At 73.1% G+C, this 20349-nt stretch carries 21 protein-coding genes; 9 read left to right on the top strand and 12 right to left on the bottom strand.

The annotated features are described in order from the left end of the window. Positions 1–12 precede the first annotated feature (12 nt). The 4 genes from PSED_RS03060 to PSED_RS03045 all read right to left on the bottom strand — a co-directional run bounded on the left by PSED_RS03060 (position 13) and on the right by PSED_RS03045 (position 2333). Entirely contained in the window at positions 13–570 is a 558-nt protein-coding gene (locus tag PSED_RS03060) for a YbaK/EbsC family protein (protein WP_013672796.1), read from the bottom strand. Next, the gene (locus PSED_RS03055) at positions 567–920 is read right to left on the bottom strand and encodes a DUF2516 family protein (RefSeq protein ID WP_013672795.1); all 354 of its coding nucleotides are present in this window, start codon (positions 918–920) and stop codon (positions 567–569) included. Before PSED_RS03055 ends, PSED_RS03060 begins: the two co-directional genes overlap by 4 nt. A 157-nt stretch (positions 921–1077) precedes the next feature. Beyond that, complete coding sequence (locus tag PSED_RS03050) at positions 1078–1878, bottom strand: hypothetical protein (RefSeq protein WP_013672794.1); 801 nt, start codon at positions 1876–1878, stop codon at positions 1078–1080. 5 nt (positions 1879–1883) lie between these two features. Further along, the gene (locus PSED_RS03045) at positions 1884–2333 is read right to left on the bottom strand and encodes a helix-turn-helix domain-containing protein (RefSeq protein WP_013672793.1); all 450 of its coding nucleotides are present in this window, start codon (positions 2331–2333) and stop codon (positions 1884–1886) included. Positions 2334–2493: 160 nt separating this feature from the next. Here PSED_RS03045 and crcB point away from each other — a divergent pair, with 160 nt between their 5' ends. Beyond that, positions 2494–2982, top strand: coding sequence for a fluoride efflux transporter CrcB (gene crcB / locus PSED_RS03040; RefSeq protein WP_013672792.1), 489 nt, complete (start codon positions 2494–2496; stop codon positions 2980–2982). Continuing rightward, complete coding sequence (locus tag PSED_RS03035; RefSeq protein WP_013672791.1) at positions 2979–3347, top strand: fluoride efflux transporter FluC; 369 nt, start codon at positions 2979–2981, stop codon at positions 3345–3347. The genes crcB and PSED_RS03035 overlap by 4 nt, the downstream gene beginning before the upstream one ends. A 25-nt stretch (positions 3348–3372) precedes the next feature. On the opposite strand, the gene PSED_RS03030 is transcribed toward PSED_RS03035, so the two are convergent. The 5 genes from PSED_RS03030 to PSED_RS03010 all read right to left on the bottom strand — a co-directional run bounded on the left by PSED_RS03030 (position 3373) and on the right by PSED_RS03010 (position 8224). Continuing rightward, a complete protein-coding gene (locus tag PSED_RS03030) occupies positions 3373–4176 on the bottom strand; it encodes an ABC transporter permease (RefSeq protein WP_013672790.1) in 804 nt (267 codons plus the stop codon). Further along, entirely contained in the window at positions 4173–5189 is a 1017-nt protein-coding gene (locus tag PSED_RS03025; RefSeq protein ID WP_013672789.1) for a daunorubicin resistance protein DrrA family ABC transporter ATP-binding protein, read from the bottom strand. Before PSED_RS03025 ends, PSED_RS03030 begins: the two co-directional genes overlap by 4 nt. Positions 5190–5474: 285 nt before the next feature. Then, positions 5475–6821, bottom strand: coding sequence for a DUF445 domain-containing protein (locus PSED_RS03020; RefSeq protein WP_013672788.1), 1347 nt, complete (start codon positions 6819–6821; stop codon positions 5475–5477). Between the two features lie 268 nt (positions 6822–7089). Next, positions 7090–7617, bottom strand: a complete 528-nt coding sequence (locus PSED_RS03015) for a bifunctional DNA primase/polymerase (RefSeq protein ID WP_013672787.1) — start codon at positions 7615–7617, stop codon at positions 7090–7092. Positions 7618–8020: 403 nt separating this feature from the next. Further along, complete coding sequence (locus PSED_RS03010; RefSeq protein WP_013672786.1) at positions 8021–8224, bottom strand: cold-shock protein; 204 nt, start codon at positions 8222–8224, stop codon at positions 8021–8023. A 608-nt stretch (positions 8225–8832) separates the two neighbouring features. On the opposite strand from PSED_RS03010, the gene PSED_RS03005 reads away from it, so the two are divergent. After that, on the top strand, positions 8833–9573 hold the full coding sequence (locus PSED_RS03005; protein ID WP_013672785.1) for a highly repetitive protein: 741 nt from the start codon (positions 8833–8835) through the stop codon (positions 9571–9573). A gap of 244 nt (positions 9574–9817) precedes the next feature. Here PSED_RS03005 and mftR read toward each other — a convergent pair whose 3' ends face one another. Continuing rightward, entirely contained in the window at positions 9818–10435 is a 618-nt protein-coding gene (gene mftR / locus PSED_RS03000) for a mycofactocin system transcriptional regulator MftR (protein ID WP_013672784.1), read from the bottom strand. 31 nt (positions 10436–10466) lie between these two features. Then, on the bottom strand, positions 10467–10988 hold the full coding sequence (locus PSED_RS02995) for a cupin domain-containing protein (RefSeq protein WP_013672783.1): 522 nt from the start codon (positions 10986–10988) through the stop codon (positions 10467–10469). Between the two features lie 54 nt (positions 10989–11042). On the opposite strand from PSED_RS02995, the gene PSED_RS02990 reads away from it, so the two are divergent. After that, entirely contained in the window at positions 11043–11531 is a 489-nt protein-coding gene (locus PSED_RS02990) for a MarR family winged helix-turn-helix transcriptional regulator (protein WP_013672782.1), read from the top strand. A 61-nt stretch (positions 11532–11592) separates the two neighbouring features. On the opposite strand, the gene PSED_RS02985 is transcribed toward PSED_RS02990, so the two are convergent. Continuing rightward, the gene (locus PSED_RS02985; protein WP_013672781.1) at positions 11593–12201 is read right to left on the bottom strand and encodes a hypothetical protein; all 609 of its coding nucleotides are present in this window, start codon (positions 12199–12201) and stop codon (positions 11593–11595) included. Between the two features lie 626 nt (positions 12202–12827). Between PSED_RS02985 and PSED_RS02980 the strand changes: the two genes are divergently transcribed. The 5 genes from PSED_RS02980 (at position 12828) to PSED_RS02960 (ending at position 20349) form a co-directional block, all read left to right on the top strand. Further along, positions 12828–13589, top strand: a complete 762-nt coding sequence (locus PSED_RS02980; RefSeq protein WP_049803289.1) for a hypothetical protein — start codon at positions 12828–12830, stop codon at positions 13587–13589. Then, entirely contained in the window at positions 13586–15793 is a 2208-nt protein-coding gene (locus PSED_RS02975) for a bifunctional polysaccharide deacetylase/glycosyltransferase family 2 protein (RefSeq protein WP_013672779.1), read from the top strand. The genes PSED_RS02980 and PSED_RS02975 overlap by 4 nt, the downstream gene beginning before the upstream one ends. 340 nt (positions 15794–16133) lie before the next feature. Continuing rightward, a complete protein-coding gene (locus PSED_RS02970) occupies positions 16134–17123 on the top strand; it encodes a glycoside hydrolase family 18 protein (RefSeq protein WP_049803288.1) in 990 nt (329 codons plus the stop codon). Further along, a complete protein-coding gene (locus PSED_RS02965; protein ID WP_013672777.1) occupies positions 17120–17653 on the top strand; it encodes a hypothetical protein in 534 nt (177 codons plus the stop codon). Before PSED_RS02970 ends, PSED_RS02965 begins: the two co-directional genes overlap by 4 nt. Beyond that, positions 17650–20349, top strand: a complete 2700-nt coding sequence (locus PSED_RS02960; RefSeq protein ID WP_013672776.1) for a bifunctional polysaccharide deacetylase/glycosyltransferase family 2 protein — start codon at positions 17650–17652, stop codon at positions 20347–20349. Before PSED_RS02965 ends, PSED_RS02960 begins: the two co-directional genes overlap by 4 nt.

Here is a 20349-nt window from a genome sequence, read left to right as displayed (position 1 = left end):
AGCGGTGTCGACTCAACCCACGGGGCGAGCCAGGTCCTCCAGGACCTCGGCGCCGGGCAGCGACGCCACCAGGGCACCCGGGACCGCGAGCTTGCTGCCCCGGATCCCGCTCCCGACGACGACGTGCTCCGCCGCCGCCACCTCCGGCGCCACGAGCAGCGGCCACTCCTCCGGCAGTCCGACCGGCGTGATCCCGCCGTACTCCATGCCGGTCAGCGCCACGGCGTCGTCCATCGGCGCGAACGACGCCCGGCGCGCGTCGAGCCGGCGACGCACGACACCGTTCACGTCGGCACGGGTCGTCGCCAGCACCAGGCAGGCGGCGTAGCGGACGTCGCCGCCACGCTTGCCGGCCACGACGACGCAGTTCGCCGAGGCGTCGAGCGGGGACCCGTAGGCCTCGCAGAAGGCCGCGGTGTCGGCCAGTGCGGGGTCGATCTCCGCGACCCCGACGGCGGCCGCGGACGCGGCGTCGAGGGACTTGAGCGCGTGCGCGACGGGATCGGCGAGCAGGTCGGGCCGGTCGAGAGCGGGTACGGCGACGAGCGATCCGAGGACCGACCAGCTCACCGCTCACCGCGCCCGATGCCGGCGACGGCCGGCTTGACGTCGACGAGGTACACGAGCGTCGCGACCAGCCCGGCCAGCCAGAAGATGGTGAACTGGCCGTAGAGGCCCTGGAACGCGAGGATCACTCCCGCCAGCGACGGGAACCGGATCACCGAGATGACCGGGATCAGCAGCAGGAACAGCGACGACGCGCCGACGATCCCGAGCCACGCGTTCTTGGAGAGCTTGCCGGCCAGCTCGAAGGCGTCCTTGCGCGCCCTCGCCGCGTGCACGAGGGCGTACGCCGAGACCACGGCGACGACGATGCCGATGACGCACAGCACCACATAGTCGGGGCGGAGGACGCTCACGGGCGCCAGACTACGTGCGTCGGGCGATTCGTGACACTCCCGCCCCGTTCGCCGCCCGACCGAGCCCGGGGCCGACCCGCACGACGGCACGACGACGCCCCCGCAGCCGTGGCGGCGGGGGCGTCGTCGGATCGCGCGTCCGGAGGTCGAGCCCGGATCAGGAGGTCGTGTCGCGAGGGGTCGCCGGCTTCACGGCGGGCTTCGGCGTGCTCTTGGCCACCGTCTTCGGCGCGGGCTTCGCGACGGCCTTCGCGGCCGCCGGCTTCGGGGTGGTCCGGTTGGCCGTGCGTCGAGCGGCGGTGCGGGTGGCGTGCGCGGCCTCGGCACCGACCTCCTCGACGGTCTCGGCCAGACCCTCGCCCGCGTCGGCGACGGCCTTGCCGGCGTCGGCAGTGGTGTCGGCGACCGTCTCGGCCGCGGACTCCACGACCTCGTCGGTGGTCCTGGCGACCTTCTCACCGGTGGCCCGGGTCTGGCGGGTCACGGTGGCGAGGGCCTTCTCGGCGGCGTCGTGGGCGTCGTCGACGAGCTCGTCGACACGCGCGTCGAGCTTCTCGCCGTACTCCCCGAGCGCGCTCAGGGCCTGCTCCACCTGAGGCTGCTTGCGGATGCGACCCCAGGTGACCTCACCGCGACCGGCGAGCTCGGCGTAGTAGGCGGCGACCTGCTCACGCACGGCCTCCACGGCCTTGCGCAGCTCGTCGCCGGTGAGCCGGGCCCGCAGGCCGTCGAGCTCGGCGGGCAGGTCGAGCACGCGCTGCTGCACGACGTCGGCCCGCTTCTCGGCGCGGGTGCGCGCCTCGGTGGCGAACCTCGTCACACCGGCGACGGCACGGTCACCCGCACCCAGCACGGCGAGCAGCGGCGTCTTGGCGGCCTCGGCCCGCTCGGCGGCGTTCTTGGCAGCCTGCTCGCGGACCTTGCGGACGTCCGCAGCGGTCGGCAGCGACACGGCCATGTTGATCACTTCCCCTGTTCTTCGGTCGTCACGGTGTCCGCGGCGGGGGCGACGGCGACGTCGCTCTCCCGTCGGAAGGACTGGTAGATGTCGAGGAGCACCTGTTTCTGGCGCTCCGTGAGCAGCGGGTCGGCGAGCACGGCGTCGGTGACGGCGCTCGCGGGTCGTTCGTCGAGGATCCCGGCCTTGACGTACAGCGCCTCCGCGGAGATTCGCAGCCCCTTGGCGATCTGCTGCAGGATCTCCGCCGACGGCTTGCGCAGCCCGCGTTCGACCTGGCTGAGGTACGGGTTGCTGACGCCGGTCACCTTGGCGAGCTGGCGCAACGACACCTGCGCCGACTCGCGCTGCGAGCGGATGTAGGACCCGATGTCGTCGACGGCCTGCCCCACAGCCTGGCCGACCTGTTCGACGGCCTTCTCCACCTTCTCGGCGGATTTGTCGGCCTTGGTCATCGGTGTCCACCCCCGTCCGTGTCTTCGACGGTACCCGCGAGTGCTAGCTCTTGCAAGCAGACTGCTTGCGCAGGTCACGTGGCATGTGTCACCGCTCCGAGGCCGCGGATAGGGTCCGCCGGGTAATGCCGGGACGGCCCGGACAGGACGGGGAGGAACCGTGACCGCACCGCTGCCGGGAACCGGCGAGGAAGAGGTCTTCGCCCCACCCGCCAACCCGCTGGAGCCGCTGCGCGGACAGGCCCGCGCGTTCGGCGCGGTCGCCGTCGGCGGCGCGATCGGCGCGATCGGCCGCTGGGCCGTCGGGCTCGCGATCCCGACGCCGCCCGGCAGCTTCCCCTGGGCGACGTTCGGGATCAACGTCCTCGGCTGCTTCCTGATCGGGGTGGTGGTCGTCGCGGTGACCGAGCTGACCGACCCCCACCCGCTCGCCCGGCCGTTCCTCGCGACCGGCATCCTCGGCGGCTTCACGACGTTCTCGACCTACTCCGTCGACGCCCAGCACCTCGTCGCCGCGCACCGGATCGGCTCCGCCTTCGGCTACCTCGGCCTGACACTCGTCGCCGCGGTGATCGCGGCATGGGCCGGCCTCGAGGTGACCCGGCTGGTGTACCGGCGGCGCATCGCCGCCCGGAGGACGGCGCGGTGAACCCCGGACTCACGGCGCTGCTCGTCGTCGCCGGGGCGGTCGTCGGGGCGCCGGCGCGCTACCTCACCGACCGGCTCGTCCAGTCACGCCACGCCACCGGCTTCCCGTGGGGCACCTTCGCCGTCAACGCCGTCGGCTCCTTCATCCTGGGCCTCACCCTGGGGTCGACGGCGAGTCCCGCGGTGATCGCGCTCGTCGGCACCGGGTTCTGCGGCGCGCTCACCACGTACTCGACGTTCGCCTACGAGACCGTCCAGCTGACCGCGGGCGGCGGGCGGCTGTTCGCCGTCCTCAACGCCGTGGGCTCGGTCCTCGCCGGTCTCGGTGCGGCCGGTCTCGGCCTCGCGCTCGGCTCCCTGACCTGAAGGCTCCGGCGCGAGGCGACCTGCCCTAGCGACTCGCGACCCTCCGGTACCGGGCCGCCGCCAAGGGCAGGAAGATCGCGACGATCGCCAGCGACGACAACGCCGCGTACAGCGCCGCGTGCTGCGCGGGCCACGCCGTCGACTCCGCGAACCCGGGCAGCTGGGTCGGGTTGCCGAACAGCTCCCGGCTGGCCCGGGCCACCGCGCTGACCGGGTTCCACTCCCCGACCGGCTGCAGCCAGCCCGGGAAGCCCTGGACCGAGACGAACGCACTGGACACGAAGGTCAGCGGGAACAGCCAGATCAGTCCCGCGCTCTGCGCGACCTCGACGTTGCGCGCCATCAGGCCGACGAGCACGCCGATCCACGACATCGCGAACGAGAACAGCAGCAGCAGGCCGTACCCGGCCACTGCGTCGAGGAAGCTCCCCCGGATCCGCCAGCCGACGATCAGCCCCGTCAGCGACATGACGACCAGCGTGATCAGCGTGACCCCGAGGTCGGACACCGTTCGCCCGAGCACGACCGCGACCCGCGACATCGGCAGCGACCGGAACCGGTCGATGATGCCCTTGCCCAGGTCGTTGGCCATGCCGATCGTCGTGAAGAAGACGTTGAACGCCACGGTCTGCGCGAAGATCCCCGCGACGAGGAACTCCCGGTACTGCTCGCCGCCGAGACTGCCCGCGAACACGAGCGCGAACAGCACCACGAACATGATCGGCTGCACGGTGAGCCCGATCAGCGCGTCGGGCACGCGCTTCATCCCGACCCAGTTGCGCCAGGTGATGACGGAGCTGTCGCGCACCGCCTGCGTCAGCGCGGTCACGCGCTCGCCCCCTCGTTCTTCTTGTCGCGACGCCGACGCCTGCCCCTCTGCGGCGGCGCCGCCGGCTCCTCCTCGGCGAGATGGCCCGTGAGCTGGAGGAACACGTCGTCCAACGTCGGGCGCTGCAGTCCGACGTCGAGCAGCTCGACGCCCTCGCCGTCGAACCGCCGCAGGGCCTCGACCAGGGCCTTCGTCCCGCCGCTGACCGGCACCGACACCTTGCGGACGTGCTCGTCGACCAGCGGCTCGGCGGTACCGACGTCGGCGAGCACCTGCGCGGCGAACCGCACCTGCTCCGGCCTGCCGACGACGACGTGCAGCCGCTCGCCACCCACCTGCGACTTGAGCTCGTCGGCCGTGCCCGCGGCGATCGCGCGCCCCCGGTCGATGACGACGATCCGGTCGGCCAGCTGGTCGGCCTCCTCGAGATACTGGGTGGTGAGCAGGACCGTCGCCCCGTCCGACACCAGCTCGGAGATCATCGCCCAGGTGTCGAGCCGCCCGCGCGGGTCGAGCCCGGTGGTCGGCTCGTCGAGCACGACGACCTGCGGCGCGCTCACCAGCGCACCCGCGAGGTCGAGCCGGCGACGCATACCGCCCGAGTACGTCTTCGACGGGCGTTCCGCCGCCTCGGTGAGCTTGAACCGGGCCAGCAGCTCCGCCGCCCGCGCCCGTGCCGCGGACCGCGACAGACCGTAGAGCCGGCCGACCAGGTACAGGTTCTCGGCGCCGGTGAGGTTCTCGTCGACCGCCGCGTACTGGCCCGACAGCCCGATCGCGCGCCGCACCTGCTGCGGCTCCTCGACGACGTCGAACCCCGCGACCGTCGCGCGCCCGGCATCGGGCCGCAGCAACGTGGTGAGGATGCGGACCGTGGTGGTCTTCCCCGCGCCGTTGGGCCCGAGCAGACCGAGCACTGTCCCGGTGGGGATCTCCAGGTCCACCCCGTCGAGGGCACGGGTCGCCCCGAAGGCCTTGGTCAGTCCCTCGACCCGCACCGCCGCCACACTCATGCGGCGGAGGGTAGAGGGGACCCCCGACAAAGTCCTCCCATTTGTCCGAGGGTGCCCGGCCGGGCGCCGCGCCCGACCCCCCGACCCGAGCCGGCCCGACCCGGCCCGGCCGCAACCCCACGGCTCCCGAACGCCGTCCGCGCGACCCTGAGGTTGCGCTCGGAAGTGAGGCCGCAACCCGAGCGTCCTCTCGAGCCCGCAGGACGACAGTGAGGTTGCGCCCGGACCCGGCGCGCACGTCGACGCTCCGCCGGACCCGGCAGGACGACGGTGGCCTGCGCGTCGTCAGAAGAAGATCAGCTGCGAGACGGCGTAGATGACCAGCCCGGCCAGCGCACCGACGACGGTGCCGTTGATCCGGATGAACTGCAGGTCGCGCCCCACCTGCAGCTCGATCTTGCGTGAGGTCTCCTCGGCGTCCCAGCGGGCGACGGTGTCGGTGATCAACGTCGTGATCTCGCCGCGGTAGTGCCGGACGACGTAGCCCGCGGCGTCGGCGATCCAGCCGTCGATCTTGCCGCGCAACTCGGCGTCGGACGCGAGCCGGTGGCCGAACCCCTGGATGCCGTCGCGCACCCGGGTGCGCAGCGCGCTGGAGGGGTCGTCGGCGGCGTCGAGGATCATCCGCTTGACCGTGCCCCACGCCTGCCCGATGAACGCCTGCACGTCCGGGTGGTCGACGACCTGCTGCTTGACCTGCTCGGCGCGGGCGATCGTGGCCTCGTCGTTCTGCAGGTCGCCGGCGAACTCGATGAGGAACGTGTCGACGGCCTTGCGCATGGGGTGCTCGGGATCGGTCTTGACCGCCCAGGCGAAGTTCTGCACCTCGGAGAACACCTTGTCGGCCAACATCTCGTCGACGAACCGCGGCGTCCAGCCCGGTGCCCGCTCGTGGACGATGCGCAGCACGGTCGACTGGTTGGCGGTGACCCAGTCGTAGGCACGGTCGCAGACGAGGTCGACGAGACGGTGGTGGGCGCCGTCGGCCAGCACGCCTTCGAGCACCTTGCCCAGCGGCGGCCCGATCGGCTTCTCCAGCAGCTTGCGGACGAGCACCTGCTCGATGACGTCCTGGACGTCCTCGTCGCGCAACACGGTGACGATGCCGCGCGCGGCTGTCGCGAGCTCGGCGGTGAGCCGGTCGGCGTGCTCGCGCTGGGAGATCCACGACGCGACCCGGGAGGCGATGCCGACGCGCTCGAGCTTGTCGCGCACGACGCCCTCGGACAGGAAGTTCTCGCCGACGAAGTCGCCGAGGCTGTTGCCGATCTGGTCCTTCTTGGTCGGGATGATCGCGGTGTGCGGGATCGGCAGCGAGAGCGGCCGCCGGAACAGCGCGGTGACGGCGAACCAGTCGGCGAGCGCGCCGACCATGCCCGCCTCCCCCGCCGAGCGCATATAGCCCCAGCCGGCACCCACGTGGAGCTCCAGGTAACGCCCGACGAGGAACACGATCGTCGCGCCGACGAGGAAACCCGTGGCGACGAGCTTCATCCGCCGCAGGTCGCGGCGCTTGACCGAGTCGTCGAGGGGCCCGAACGCACCCAGCGGCACGCGGGGGGCCGGCGTCACCGACGTCGCCGTGGCCGCCGGCGGCGCGGGCAGCGCGGGCTGCTCCTGCGAGGTCTGCACGGATCCATAGTGCCCGCCCGGGCCAGGGTGGGGCGGCAGGGTCGCTCAGCGGATGCACGAGGTCGTCCGGGAACGGACGCGGCGACACGATCATGACTCTGGCCGGGGCCGCCGGTGTTCCGCCGGCCCCGGCCACGTCGAGGTGTGGCCGCGCGGCGGGGGAGAAATGCTCCCCCGGGCGCCACACCGGTGCACCCGGCCGTCCCGGCGCGGTGAGAACCACCGCGGCAGCGGGACGTCGAGCCGGATGCGGCTGCGGTCGACCCGGTCAGGACCGGGACCGCGCCCCCTTTGCGACGGCTGCTGCGGGCCGCTGGGCGCCCGGCTGCTCGTCGCCTCCCGAGGCCCGCCACCGCACCGCGGCGATGACGGCGTCGATCACTGTCGCCGCATCGGGCACCGAGTAGCCGGTGAGCCCGGGCGCGACTCGCCAGTGCACCCATCCGTCGGGCCGCTCGCTCGGCGGCGCGACGACCCCGATGCCGTCGGTGTGCAGGACGACGTCGGCGTGCAGGCTCAGCTCGGGCGGCAGCCCGAAGCCCGCGGTCATCGGGAACCACCAGGTGCCGATCGTGGTCGCCGCCACGGGGACGACGAGCCCGCGGGCGCGCAGCGTGGCGCACACGCGGCGGCCCAGCTCGTCGGGCACCTCGACGACGTCGAGTACCTCACCGGTGCTCAGCAGTACGTCCGAGCCCGTCCCGGGAATCAATGGCCATCCGTGATCCGCGTACTCGCGGGCGGCTGCCCTCAGCTCCGCGCCGTACACGGCGCGATAGCTGTCCCACCGAGACATCGTCCGTCCTCCTGCCTGCTCCCGGAATGGCACCTGCGCGGCACCGTCCTGACATGTCGTGCAACGCAAGGATGCGACATCGGGAACGACACGAAACCCGGCTCGCGGTGACCGAGCCCACATTCGAGACGAGCGGGTCGACGCCTCCGCGAGTGGCGCCGGCCGACCAGTCGCCGACGGTCGACCGGTTGGGACGGGCGGGTCGGCGGCTACTCCGTTCGGGAGTGACCCGGTCGTCGCTCCGCTCGCCGGTTCGCCGGCCGGACGACGCAACCCCCGCCGGCCCCGGGTCGCGCCCGCGGGCACGGCACCGGCCGGAGACCCCCTGAACGCGGCGATGCCGACGTCCCGAAGGACGCCGGCATCGTGGTGCGATCCCGAGGGATCGGGTGGAGCGAGACGATCAGATGGGGCGGACCGAGTCGGCCTGCGGGCCCTTGGCGCCCTGGCTGGCCTCGAAGTCGACCCGCTGGTTCTCCTCGAGGGTACGGAACCCGTCCGTCTGGATCGCCGAGTAGTGGACGAAGACGTCCGGTCCGTTGTCGTCGGTGGCGATGAAGCCGAAGCCCTTCTCGGCGTTGAACCACTTGACGGTGCCCTGCGGCATGCGTTTCTCCCACACGTGAAGCGAATCCGGCCGGCACCGTGCCGGCCGGAGGCTGCGCGGACGTCGCCGACGCGGGAGGGTTGACCCCTCGACCGTCGACCGCGCCCACCGTCACTCTCCACGGACGCTTCACAACGATCGAGGAAAACACGACTGCAACCGGCGGGAACCGTATCACGGGCCGCGTGAGCTGCGACGACGGCTCGACGCGCCGGAGCATGGGCGTGTTCGCCGTGGCCAGGGCCGGTCGCGACGGCGTCGACCCACGGGCGTGATCACCACTCGTGGCCGTCGGGGCCGGATTCGTGACGGTCCGTCACCGCATCCCTCGTTCGTGAGCAATTCGCCGAACTCGTACGCCGTCGAGTGAACTCCACCCGATCCGGTCCGCGACGGACGGCGGGTCGCGCGGCGCGCCCGGGCCCACACGAGCAGGCCCACCCTGTCAGGTGACCGTCGTTCAGGGGTTCAGATCCGTTGGCGTTGCATTCCGTGACGATCAGCAGCGTTGTTTCCCGGGCGCCGGAGATCCGCACCCTGGTCCGCCGTAAAGCGTCGACGCATCATTCCGGACGACTCGTTCCCGCACTTCTCGTCAGGAGGAATCGGTGCGCTCCCGCAGATTGGCAGCCTCGCTCGTCGCCCTCGCGGCCGGCTGCTCGGCCGTGGTGTTGGGCACGGGGGTCGCCTCGGCCGAACCCGAGCAACTGCCCGCCGTCCCCGCCGTCCCCGCCGTCCCCGCCGTCCCCGCCGTCCCCGCCGTCCCCGCCGTCCCCGCCGTCCCCGCCGTCCCCGCCGTCCCCGCCGTCCCCGCCGTCCCCGCCGTACCCGCGACCCCGTTGGGCACCCTGCTCAACGGCGTCCTCGTCACCGTGCAGGGGCTCGTACCCGGCCTGCTGGGTGGGCTCGTCCCGGTGCCGGCGGTCCCCGCGGTGCCGGCGGTGCCGCCGGTGCCGGCGGTGCCGGCGGTGCCGGCGGTGCCGCCGGTCCCCGCGGTGGCCCCGGACGCCGCCGACCAGCTGCCTCCGGTCCCGTCGGTACCCGAGGTGCCTGCGGTTCCGACTCCGCCGCTACCCACGGACGTCCCGGCGGTGCCGCCGGTCCCCACCGACATCCCGGCCGTCCCGCCGGACCCGTCGCTGCCGACCGACGTCCCCGCAGTCCCCCCGGTCCCGACCGACGTACCGGCGGTCCCCGCCGTGCCGCCGGTCCCGACCGACCTGCCCGCCGCGCCGCCGCTGCCGACCGACGCCCCCGCCCTGCCGACCGACGCCCCCGCGCTGCCGACCGACGCCCCCGCGCTGCCGACGGACGCGCCGGCCGTCCCCGCGGGAACGGCCGGGAGCTGAGCGAATTCCGTCCCGGCCCGAGGAGGCGAAAGGAAAGCGAATTCCACACCGGCGGACGCCGACGAATACCGACGCACCGCCGCACGGAAACATGGGTCGACGGCAATCCGAATGCACTCGGGGTGGCGACGCGCACTGCGTCGCCACCCCGCCTCGTCCCCCCGAGGCGTCACTCCGTGTCGCCGCATCGGCGACGACGGACCACGCAGCGTCACGTCAGGGGGGCCACCTCAGGAGCGCAACCTCAGGAGCCATCCGCCTCGGTCGGCACCAGGCCCGCCTCCAGCGCTCTGAACGCCTCGTCGAGCAGCGACCGCAGGTCGTGGTCCGTGGTCAGCCACGTCTCGTAGGCGGCGAGCGCGGCCCCGAGGCTCGCGTGGCCGACCGTCAACGGCACGAGGTCGTCGGGCGTGGTGCCGAGCCGCGCGGCCACGAAGTCGGCGACGACCTGGCGCCACGCGGCGTACCGCAACGTCGAGTAGGCCTGCAGCGTCGGCGTGCCCAGGATGAGCCGGAGCCGCTGCCGGTGCCAGGGCTGCTCGTCGGGAGCGACGTCGTTGAAGTCGAGGACGACCTCGCGCACCGCCCGCATGACCGGCACGTCCGGCGGCAGCGCGGCGAACGTCGAGCGCATCCTGGTCAGCTGCTCGTCGAACGCGCCCCAGGGCACGTCGTTCTTCGAGGCGTAGTAGCGGAAGAAGGTCCGGCGGCCGATGCCGGCGGCCTGGGCGATGTCGTCGACGGTCGTGGCGTCGAACCCACGCTCGGCGAATAGGTCGAGCGCGATGTGCTCGATCTCGAATCGCGACGTGACGGGCCGGCGACCCGCGCGGCGGGTTCCCTCCTCGGCGACAGCGGACATCGTCACAGCATGTCACGCACCGCGTGCCGGATCATGAGATCCAGCCGGGGACGACCGGCTCGCCGCCGGGGACGCAGGCGCGCGCACCGCCGGCCCCCGTGACGACGGCGGTGAACCCCGCGTCCGGATCGGCCTCGATCCGGCGCACGAGGCCCGCGGGCAGCACGACCGTGTCGCCCGGCGCCAGCGGGACGTCCTCGCCCTCGTCCACGCCCCCGAGGTGCACCGTCGCCCCGCCTGCGACCGCCCGCCAGATCTGCTCCGCGTCCATGACGTGCACCGGTCCGGACGCGCCGGGCGCCATCTCGACCTGCCACAACGCCTGGGCCGCACCGCCGAGCGTCGGGGAGGCGAAGGTGGTCATGACGGCGTTGGGCGTCTCGGTACGGCGCGCCTCTCCATCCCGTACGACGGCACCGCGGACGGCGGCACTGCGGACCTCGGCACTGCGGACCTCGGCACTACGGGCCTCGGCACTACGGACCTCGGCACTACGGACCTCGGCACTACGGACCTCGGCACTGCGGACCTCGGCACTGCGCGCGACGGACATCGGGACCTCCTATAATCGACAACTACGTTGTCCATACCGTAAACGAGGTTGTCGATGTCGTCCAGTCCGATGCGGCGCGCCCACGTCCCGATGAGCGGCGCCGAGCTCGCACTTCGCCTGCTCGCCGCCTTCCGCGGCCTCGTCGACGACCTGCACGCCGAGCTGGCCGGGCGCGGCCATGCCGAGGCACGCCCGTTGCACGGCTTCGCCCTGCAGGCCGTCGGGCCCACGGGGGCCACGGCCGTCGAGCTCGGCGAGCGGCTCGGCGTCAGCAAGCAGGCGGCCGGAAAGACGATCGACGCGCTGGAGGAGCGCGGCTACGTCCGCCGCGACGCCGACCCGGCCGACGCCCGGCGCAAGATCGTGACGGTGACGCCGCGCGGCCACGAGCTGCTGGCCCTCTCGGCGGAGATCTTCGAGCGGCTCCGTGCCCGGCGCGCCCAGCAGGTCGGCGACGCGATGCCCGCCTTCGAGGCGGCGCTGCGCACGCTCGCCCCGGACGTCGCGATCGGCCTGGACTCCCCCGGCTGGTTCGGCCGCTGAGCGCGGCACACCTGCAGCACCCGTCCCGCCGGTGCGGGACCGCGAACCGCCGGGTCGGCGGTCACCCCCTCGGCGAGGTCGCCGGCCAACACTTCCCGTCGGAGTACAGGGGCCGGGTGTCGACGGGCAACCCCGGCGGCGGGTCGTACTCGATCGTCACCGGGCGCGCCGAGGTCAGCGAGTCCTCGCACGCCGCGACCCGCGAGTCCGTGCCGCCGCCGACCCAGAAGGCGACGTGCGCCTTCTTCGACGCACCCCACTCCTGGACGCACGGCGCGCAGTCGTCCTCCATGACGAAGTAGCGCCGCAGGGTGGGCGAGTACACGACGCCGCCGACGGGGATCTCGCGGACGTCGGTGGCCATCGTGATCGGGTCCTCGAAGGTGCCGGAGCCACCCGCCGTGCGGTGCCGGTCCGACGGATGGGCGATGTCGGTGCTGCCCGGCGGGTCGTTGTCGGCGGCCGAGTAGAAGGTGACGGTCGCCTGCACCTGAGCGGCGGCGTAGGCACGGCTGGGGGTCGGGGCGGGAGGCGTCGTCGCCGCCGCCGACCCGCCGTCCTGCCCGCCCGCCGAGCACCCGGCGGCGACCAGCCCGGCGACGACGATCACCGCCGCCCTGCCGAGCCACGACCGCCACCGCGGCCGCGCGCTGTCCTGCGTCGAGCTCATCGCCTACTGCACCGTTCGTCGGGGTCCTCGCAGACCTGCCGGCCGCACCTCTGCCCCACGTACACGGATCGGCCGGACCGACGGTTCACCCTGCGCAGGATGCCATCCCGTCGCCGGTCAGGCCGCCGAAGGCTCCCGTCCGGACCGTTCGCCGACGCACGACGGAGAGGCCACTGGCCACTCCCACCGACCGCAACGCGCGCGCACGACCCATTGCTCTGTTCGGGGTAGTCATGATTAGTCGATGACACATCGTAGTGACGTGGTCGCGCTGACGTGCGGCTGCGGCACTCGCCACCGGCCCGCCTGCCCCACGAACCTGAGAACGTTCTCAGTCTTGACGTCGGGCAATGAAGATCGCTTCTAGCTGCTGTAACGCCGACGGCCTCGCCGCCGAACTCGTCGACGGACCCGCAAGAAGCGTGGGTTCAGGGGGAGTCCGTGCGATACGCGTGCCCGGCGCCACGGTCTATCGGGCACTTCCGCCTAATTCGCCCATAAGGGCAGTGCTTACGCTGTTTGGAGGCAGGATGGCGCTACGGCACGTCGCGGGCGCCGCCGCCTCCGCCCCGCAGCCCTCGGGACGTCACCGCCGTCCCGACGGCCTGGAACGAACGGAACGTGACATGAGCGGCGACAGGGAACCCATCCCCGAACCGGGCCGAGCAGAGCACGGCAGCGGCCCGGTTTTCGTCGACGGAACCGGCAGGCGCAGCAAGCGGGTCAAGCGGGTCGCCTACGTGGCCGCGTCGGCGTGTGCCGCATACATGGCCGTGGTCGGCGTCAGTCTCGCCGCCCACCAGGAGACCACCCTGTTCGCGCTGCCGGGGTCCGGTTCGGTCGCGGCGGGTGATCCCGAATCCGCCGGAATCCTCTCCGAGCAGGAGGTCGTCGGACCGGGTGCGGCACGGCCCGCGACCCGGCCACCGGTCCCGCTCGGTGCGGCGCTGGCGCGCGCGATCGCGCCCGTGGCGTCAGCGGGCGCCCTGGCCCCGACCGCGCCGGCGGCGGTGCTCGCACCGCTGATCGCACCGGTCGCACCGGTCGCACCGGCCGCGCCGGTCGCGGCACCGGCGGTCCCGCCCGTCGCCGCGCCGGTGACGCCCGCACCGCCGGCGCCCCCGCCCGGTACGACGCCGCCGCCCCCGAACACCGAGGGCGGTGCCGACCCGGCGCCCACCGATCCCGGGACCGGGTCCGGTCACACCGATACACCGCCACCGCCACCACCGCCGCCACCGCCGTCCGATCCGGTCGACCCGCCGCCGGCCACGCAGCCACCTCCACCGCCCGTCACGAGCGATCCGTCCCCGCCCCCGCCGCCCAGTGAGCCGCCGACGACCGAACCGGCACCCACCACGACGGTCGCCGCGGACGGTGCCGTGTGAGCCGGTCCGGCAGGCTCCTCGGCCGCGGCCGCGTGCCCCGGCCGAAATGGGTCTTCCTCGTCGTCGCGATGGCGATGGTCGCCTCGGTCCTCGCGCTGAACGGCCTGGTCAACCCGAAGGTCGGCACCGACGCCGAGCGGCAGGCCCCGCACGGCCCCGAGGAACGCGTGCCGCTCTCGGTCGTGCAGGGCGGCTCGGTCGTCGACGCCACCGCCGGTAGGCTGCGCAGCCTCGGCTACCCGTCGAAGACCGTCGCCCTCACCTTCGACGACGGCCCCGACCCGCAGTGGACCCCGCAGATCCTCGACGTCCTGCAGCGCTATGAGGTGCCGGGCACGTTCTTCGTGCTCGGCTCGCTCGGCGCGCAGCACCCCGACCTGCTGCGCGAGATCGTCGACTCCGGCTCCGAGATCGGCATCCACACCTTCACCCACCCCGACCTGACGACCGTCTCGACGGACCGCCTCGGCCGGGAGCTGAGCCAGACCCAGCTCGTCATCGCGGGCGCCACGAACCGGGTGAGCTACCTCGTGCGGCCGCCGTACTCGTCCGAGGTCACCGCCTTGGACAACAGCCAGTTCGACGTCGTCCGGGAGCTCGGCGACCGCGGCTTCGTGACGGCGTTCACCGACATCGACAGCCGCGACTGGGAACGCAAGGGCGTCGACCCGATCGTCGCCGCGGCGACGCCGGCGAACGGCGCGGGCGGCGCCATCCTGATGCACGACGCCGGCGGCGACCGCTCCGAGACCGTCGCCGCTCTCGATCGCCTCATCCCGGACCTCAAGGCCCAGGGCTACACCTTCACCACCGTCAGCAAGGGCGTCGGCCTCCCGCCTGCCGACCAGGTCGCCTCGACGAGCGACCGCAACCTCGGGCTCGGCCTCGTCACCGGGGTCACCGTCGCGACGTGGATCGTCCGGGCGATGGAACTGGCCCTGCTCGTGCTGGGGCTGCTCGTCATCGTCCGGCTCGTCCTGGTCCTCGCGGTCGCCGTCGTGCACGCCCGTCGTTCGCGGCGGGCGCGCCGCGCCGCGTCCCGGACCGAGCCGGTCTCCGAGCCGGTGTCGGTGATCATCCCGGCCTACAACGAGAAGGAGTGCATCGCCGCAACCGTCCGCGCGGTCGCGGCCAGCGACCACCCCGTGGAGATCATCGTCGTCGACGACGGCTCCACCGACGGCACCGCCGACATCGTCGAAGCCCTCGACATCCCCGGCGTCCGGCTCATCCGGCAGGTCAACGCCGGGAAGCCGGCGGCGTTGAACGCCGGCATCCGCGCCGCGTCGCACGAGATCGTCGTGATGCTCGACGGCGACACGATCTTCGAACGCGACACCGTCCGGCTGCTGGCCCAGCCCTTCGCCGACCCGACCGTCGGCGCGGTCGCGGGCAACGCCAAGGTCGCCAACCGCACGAAGCTCGTCACCCGCTGGCAGCACATCGAGTACGTGATCGGGTTCAACCTCGACCGCCGCATGCAGGACGTCTTCGGCTGCATCACCACCGTGCCCGGCGCCGTCGGGGCGTTCCGCCGCACCGCCCTGCTCGACGTGGGCGGCGTCAGCGACGACACGCTCGCCGAGGACACCGACCTCACAGTGGCCATGGGCATCGGGGGCTGGCGGATCGTCTTCGAGGAGCGGGCCCGCGCCTGGACCGAGGCGCCGTCGACCTTCGGCCAGCTGTGGCGCCAGCGCTACCGCTGGAGCTACGGCACCATCCAGTCGCTCTGGAAGCACCGGCGTGCGGTCGCGGCGAGCGGCGCCTCCGGCCGGTACGCGCGGCGCGGGCTGCTCAACCTCGGCATCTTCCAGGTCCTGCTGCCGCTGATCGCGCCCCTGATCGACATCCTGCTGGTCTACGGCCTGATCTTCGACGACACCGTCCGCACGCTCGTGCTCTGGGGTGCCGTCCTGGCCATCCAGACCGTCGCCGGCATCGTCGCGTTCCGGCTCGAACGCGAGAAGATGGCGATCCTGTGGCTCCTGCCGCTGCAGCAGTTCGCCTACCGCCAGCTCATGTACGCCGTCCTCATCCAATCCGTCGCGACGGCTGTCACCGGCATCCGGTTGGGCTGGCAGAAGCTGCGCCGAATCGGCCAGTTCGAGAACGTCCCGACCGCCGAGCGCGAGCGCGCCCTCGCGACGGGCGGCGCGCTGCCGGTCGCACGCGACGAGGAGGTCGCCGAGCAGGCCCACTGAGACCTGCTCCGTACTCCTTTTGAGGCATAGCGCCCTACTCCGATCACTCTGGGTGGAAAAGCTCACATCGGACTCGGGCAACCTTCCGGGCGGTGAGACGTCGCTGAAGGTGCGAGAGCGGTACGACCGCCCGCACCCGGAAGTGACCACAAAACCGGCTTCGAGCTGCTGTAACACGCGAAGGTTCGGCACCGACAAGCCTCGTGGGGGCCGCTCGACGACGAGCCTGCGCCGCGCGTCGGCGCCGAGACCCTCGTGGGAGCAGACCATCATCCGCCGACCGAGGTCGTCCGAGGACCGACGTCATTCACCCGACTGGAGGCAACTGGTGCCACGCTGCGTGGTCACTGCGCGTCTCGTCGGGGCGGCGGCTGCCCTCGTCGCCCTCCTGACGGGCTGCTCGTCCGGGACGCCGCCCGCGGTGACCACCACGTCGGCGCTGCAGGCCGGGTTCTCGGTCACGCCCTACGTCGACGTCTCGGCGTCGAACCCACCGATCACCGCGATGTCCGACGCCGGCGCGGGCAACGACGTCGCGCTGGCGTTCGGGCTCGCAACCGGCGGTGCCTGCACCCCCTCGTGGGGCGGGACCCGCGCCGTCGACGACCCGCCGTTGGTCGCGCAGCTCGCCGAGGTGCGTGGCCGCGGCGGCAGGATCACCGCCGCGACCGGCGGGGCGACCGGCGCCTACCTCGAGAACACGTGCGGCTCCGCCGCCGACCTCGCGACCGCCTACGGCAGGCTCCTCGATGCGACCGGCGCCACCCGGCTCGACGTCGACATCGAGACCGACGTCCCCGTCGACCGGGTCGCCGAGGCACTGCACACGATCCAGGCGGCCCGCGGCGTCGACGTGAGCCTCACGCTGCAGGTCGAAGGGGCCGACGACGGGATCGACGAGCGCGGCCTCGAGACCGCCCGGGCCGTCGCCGACGCCGGGGTGCGCTTCGAGGTGAACCCGCTCGTCATGAACTTCTCCTACGACGGCCCCTGGCTGCAGGCGATGTCCGACGCGACCGGGGCCGTCCGGGCGCAGCTGGGGACCATCTCGCCGACCCCGGGCCTCGCGGCGACCATCATGATCGGACGCACCGACACGGGCGCCGTCACGACCCTCGACGACGCCCGCGGCCTCGCCGCGCGGCTGCCCGGCCTGGGTGTCCAGGACGTCCGGCTGTGGTCCCTCGGCCGCGACAACGGCGGTTGCCCCGGCGCACCGGACGCGCGCCCCGACTGCAGCGGCGTCGACCAGCAGCCCTTCGCCTTCACCCGGCTCCTCCGCGACGCCGCGAGTGCCCCGACCTCCCCGAACGGACGAACCGGATCATGAACGACGACGTGGAGTCCACCGTGGTCATCCGGCCGGTCGACGACGTCGAGTCGACCGTCCTCATCCGCCCGAACGGTCCGGTGTTCGTCGACGGGACGGGCAGACGCCGCAAGCGCATCAAGCTCGCGGCGTACGCGGCCGCGGCGACCTGCGCGCTGTACATGGCCGTCGTCGGGGTGAGCCTCGCCGCGCACCAGGAGACGCCGCTGCTGCCGCTGCCGGGGCTCGGCAGCGTCGCCGCCGGCGACCCCGAGACCGCCGGCATCCTCGAGGCGCACGACGCCGACGACCCGCGGACCCCACAGCCGCCCCGCCGGACGGACGCCGCCTCGCGGGCGGTGGCACCGGTCGCGTCGTCGCTCGCGCCGACGACGTCGCCGGCCCCGACCTCGGCAGCGCCGACGACCACCCCCGTGGCCACCCCGACCCGAGGCGGGAGCCGGCCGACCCGCACCTTCGGACAGCCGAGCCGGACACCATCACCACCTGCGGACCCCGAACCCGACGCCGCGCCTGCGGGCACGCCGTGAGCCGCCCCGGCCGGAAACCCGGCCGCGGACGCGTCCCCAAGCCCAAGTGGGTGCTCCTCGCGGTCGCCGTCGCGATGATGGGGTCGATCCTCGCCCTGAACGGCTGGGTCAACCCCAAGGTCAGCGCCGACGCCGAGCGGCAGGCGCCGCGCGCGCCCGTCGACAAGGTGCCGGTCTCCGTCCTGGACGGCGGCTCCGTCGTCGACGCGACGCACGGCCAGGTGCACAGCATCGGCTACCCCTCGAAGACCGTCGCCCTCACCTTCGACGACGGCCCCGACCCGCAGTGGACCCCGCAGATCCTCGACGTCCTGCAGCGCTATGAGGTGCCGGGCACGTTCTTCGTGCTCGGCTCGCTCGGCGCGCAGCACCCCGACCTGCTGCGCGAGATCGTCGACTCCGGCTCCGAGATCGGCATCCACACCTTCACCCACCCCGACCTGACGACGGTGTCGCAGGACCGCCTCGCGCGCGAGATCGACCAGACCCAGCTCGTCATCGCCGGCGCGACCGGACAGGTCAGCTACCTCGTCCGACCCCCGTACTCGTCGGAGGTGCTGGCGCTCGACAACAATCAGTACTCCGTGGTGCGCGAACTCGGCGACCGCGGGCTGGTGGCGGCGTTCACCGACATCGACAGCCGCGACTGGGAACGCAAGGGCGTCGACTCGATCGTCGCCGCGGCGACGCCGGCGAACGGCGCGGGCGGCGCCATCCTGATGCACGACGCCGGCGGCGACCGCTCGGAGACCGTCGCCGCGCTGGAGCGGCTGATCCCCGAGCTCAAGGCCCAGGGCTACACCTTCACCACGGTCACCAAGGGCGTGGGTCTGCCGCCCGCCGACCAGGCCGCCTCGACGAGCGACCACAACCTCGGGCTCGGCCTCGTCACCGGCGTCTCCGTCGCGACGTGGTTCGTCCGCGTCTTCGAGATCGCGTTGCTGGTCCTCGGCCTGCTCGTCATCGCCCGGCTCGTCCTCGTACTGGTCGTGGCCGTCGTGCATCGACGGCGGGCCCGCCGGGCCGAAACGCATCCCCCGATGGCGCCGGTCACCGAGCCGGTGTCGGTGATCATCCCGGCCTACAACGAGAAGGAGTGCATCGCCGCAACCGTCCGCGCGGTCGCGGCCAGCGACCACCCCGTGGAGATCATCGTCGTCGACGACGGCTCCACCGACGGCACCGCCGACATCGTCGACGCCCTCGACATCCCCGGCGTCCGGCTCATCCGGCAGGTCAACGCGGGCAAGCCGGCCGCCCTCAACAACGGGGTGCGCGCGGCGTCGCACGAGATCGTCGTGATGCTCGACGGGGACACGATCTTCGAGGTCGACACGGCGCGGCTGCTGGCCCAGCCGTTCGCCGACCCGAGCGTCGGCGCGGTCGCGGGCAACGCCAAGGTCGCCAACCGGACCAGCCTGGTCACGCGCTGGCAGCACATCGAGTACGTGATCGGGTTCAACCTCGACCGGCGCATGCAGGACGTGTTCGGCTGCATCACGACGGTGCCGGGCGCGGTCGGGGCGTTCCGCCGCACCGCCCTGCTGACCGTCGGGGGTGTCAGCGACGACACGCTGGCCGAGGACACCGACCTGACGATGGCGCTCGGCATCGCCGGCAAGCGCGTCGTGTACGAGGAGCGCGCGCGGGCGTGGACGGAGGCGCCGTCGACCTTCGGCCAGCTGTGGCGCCAGCGCTACCGGTGGAGCTACGGCACCATCCAGTCGCTGTGGAAGCACCGTGGCGCCCTGCGCACGCGCGGGCCCGGAGGGCGCTATGCCCGGCGCGGGCTGCTCAACCTCGGCATCTTCCAGGTCCTGCTGCCGCTGATCGCGCCCCTGATCGACATCCTGCTGGTCTACGGCCTGATCTTCGACGACACCGTCCGCACGCTCGTGCTCTGGGGTGCCGTCCTGGCCATCCAGACCGTCGCCGGCATCGTCGCGTTCCGGCTCGAACGCGAGAAGATGGCGATCCTGTGGCTCCTGCCGCTGCAGCAGTTCGCCTACCGCCAGCTCATGTACGCCGTCCTCATCCAGTCGGTGTCGGCGGCGCTCACCGGCATCCGGCTGGGCTGGCAGAAGCTGCGCCGCATCGGTCGCTTCGAGAACGTCCCGCCGCAGGACCGCGACCGCGCGCTGTCCGCGCCCGCCGCGCACGCGTCGCCGGACCCTGACCCGGAGGCCCCGTCGTCGGCACCCGCTGCGCACGCTCCGAGATCCCCACATCCGGCGCAGGTACCTGTGTCCGCACGCGCCGGGCAGGTGCGTGTTCCGAGGCGTCCGATGCCCGGTCCCTCCGCGCCCGAGCCGCGGCGTCAGGTCGCATCCACGCCCGGCCCGACGCCGGTCCGCGCCACGCGCGTCGCCGCGCCGCCCGTTCCTGCGCCGCCCGTTCCTGCGCCGCCCGTTCCTGCGGCTCGCGTCCCGGCGGCTCCCGTCCCCACGCCACGTGTTCCGGTGGCGCCCGAGCCGCCGCTGCGACGGCCCACGCCCGCACGCCTCCCCCGTCCGCGCCACGACGCCGGCGAACCGCTCACCGTCGCGATGCCCACCGTGGCGCCGTCGCCGGGCGAGCCGCCCACGACGCAGCTGCCGTCGGTCACGCCGCGCCCTGACGTCGCCGGCGGCGGTGCCGGGACCGGCGACCGCGGTCTGCCCCGACCCCGGCGGGCCACCCCCGCACGACCGCGCTAG

It is taken from the genome of Pseudonocardia benzenivorans CB1190, from assembly GCF_000196675.2.
Taxonomy (GTDB): domain Bacteria; phylum Actinomycetota; class Actinomycetes; order Mycobacteriales; family Pseudonocardiaceae; genus Pseudonocardia; species Pseudonocardia benzenivorans.
The sequence above is the reverse complement of the archived record's forward strand: the minus strand, read 5'-3'. Positions and strand labels throughout refer to the sequence as shown.

Bases quoted from the DNA above. Each gene is read 5' to 3' on its own strand.
- PSED_RS02990 (WP_013672782.1), top strand. From the start codon at position 11,043: ATGTCGTCCAGTCCGATGCGGCGCGCCCACGTCCCGATGAGCGGCGCC.
- PSED_RS02980 (WP_049803289.1), top strand. From the start codon at position 12,828: ATGAGCGGCGACAGGGAACCCATCCCCGAACCGGGCCGAGCAGAGCAC.
- PSED_RS02985 (WP_013672781.1), bottom strand. From the start codon at position 12,201: ATGAGCTCGACGCAGGACAGCGCGCGGCCGCGGTGGCGGTCGTGGCTC.
- PSED_RS02965 (WP_013672777.1), top strand. From the start codon at position 17,120: ATGAACGACGACGTGGAGTCCACCGTGGTCATCCGGCCGGTCGACGAC.
- mftR (WP_013672784.1), bottom strand. From the start codon at position 10,435: ATGTCCGCTGTCGCCGAGGAGGGAACCCGCCGCGCGGGTCGCCGGCCC.
- PSED_RS03010 (WP_013672786.1), bottom strand. From the start codon at position 8,224: ATGCCGCAGGGCACCGTCAAGTGGTTCAACGCCGAGAAGGGCTTCGGC.
- PSED_RS02995 (WP_013672783.1), bottom strand. From the start codon at position 10,988: ATGTCCGTCGCGCGCAGTGCCGAGGTCCGCAGTGCCGAGGTCCGTAGT.
- PSED_RS03025 (WP_013672789.1), bottom strand. From the start codon at position 5,189: ATGAGTGTGGCGGCGGTGCGGGTCGAGGGACTGACCAAGGCCTTCGGG.
- PSED_RS03015 (WP_013672787.1), bottom strand. From the start codon at position 7,617: ATGTCTCGGTGGGACAGCTATCGCGCCGTGTACGGCGCGGAGCTGAGG.
- PSED_RS03050 (WP_013672794.1), bottom strand. From the start codon at position 1,878: ATGGCCGTGTCGCTGCCGACCGCTGCGGACGTCCGCAAGGTCCGCGAG.
- PSED_RS03045 (WP_013672793.1), bottom strand. From the start codon at position 2,333: ATGACCAAGGCCGACAAATCCGCCGAGAAGGTGGAGAAGGCCGTCGAA.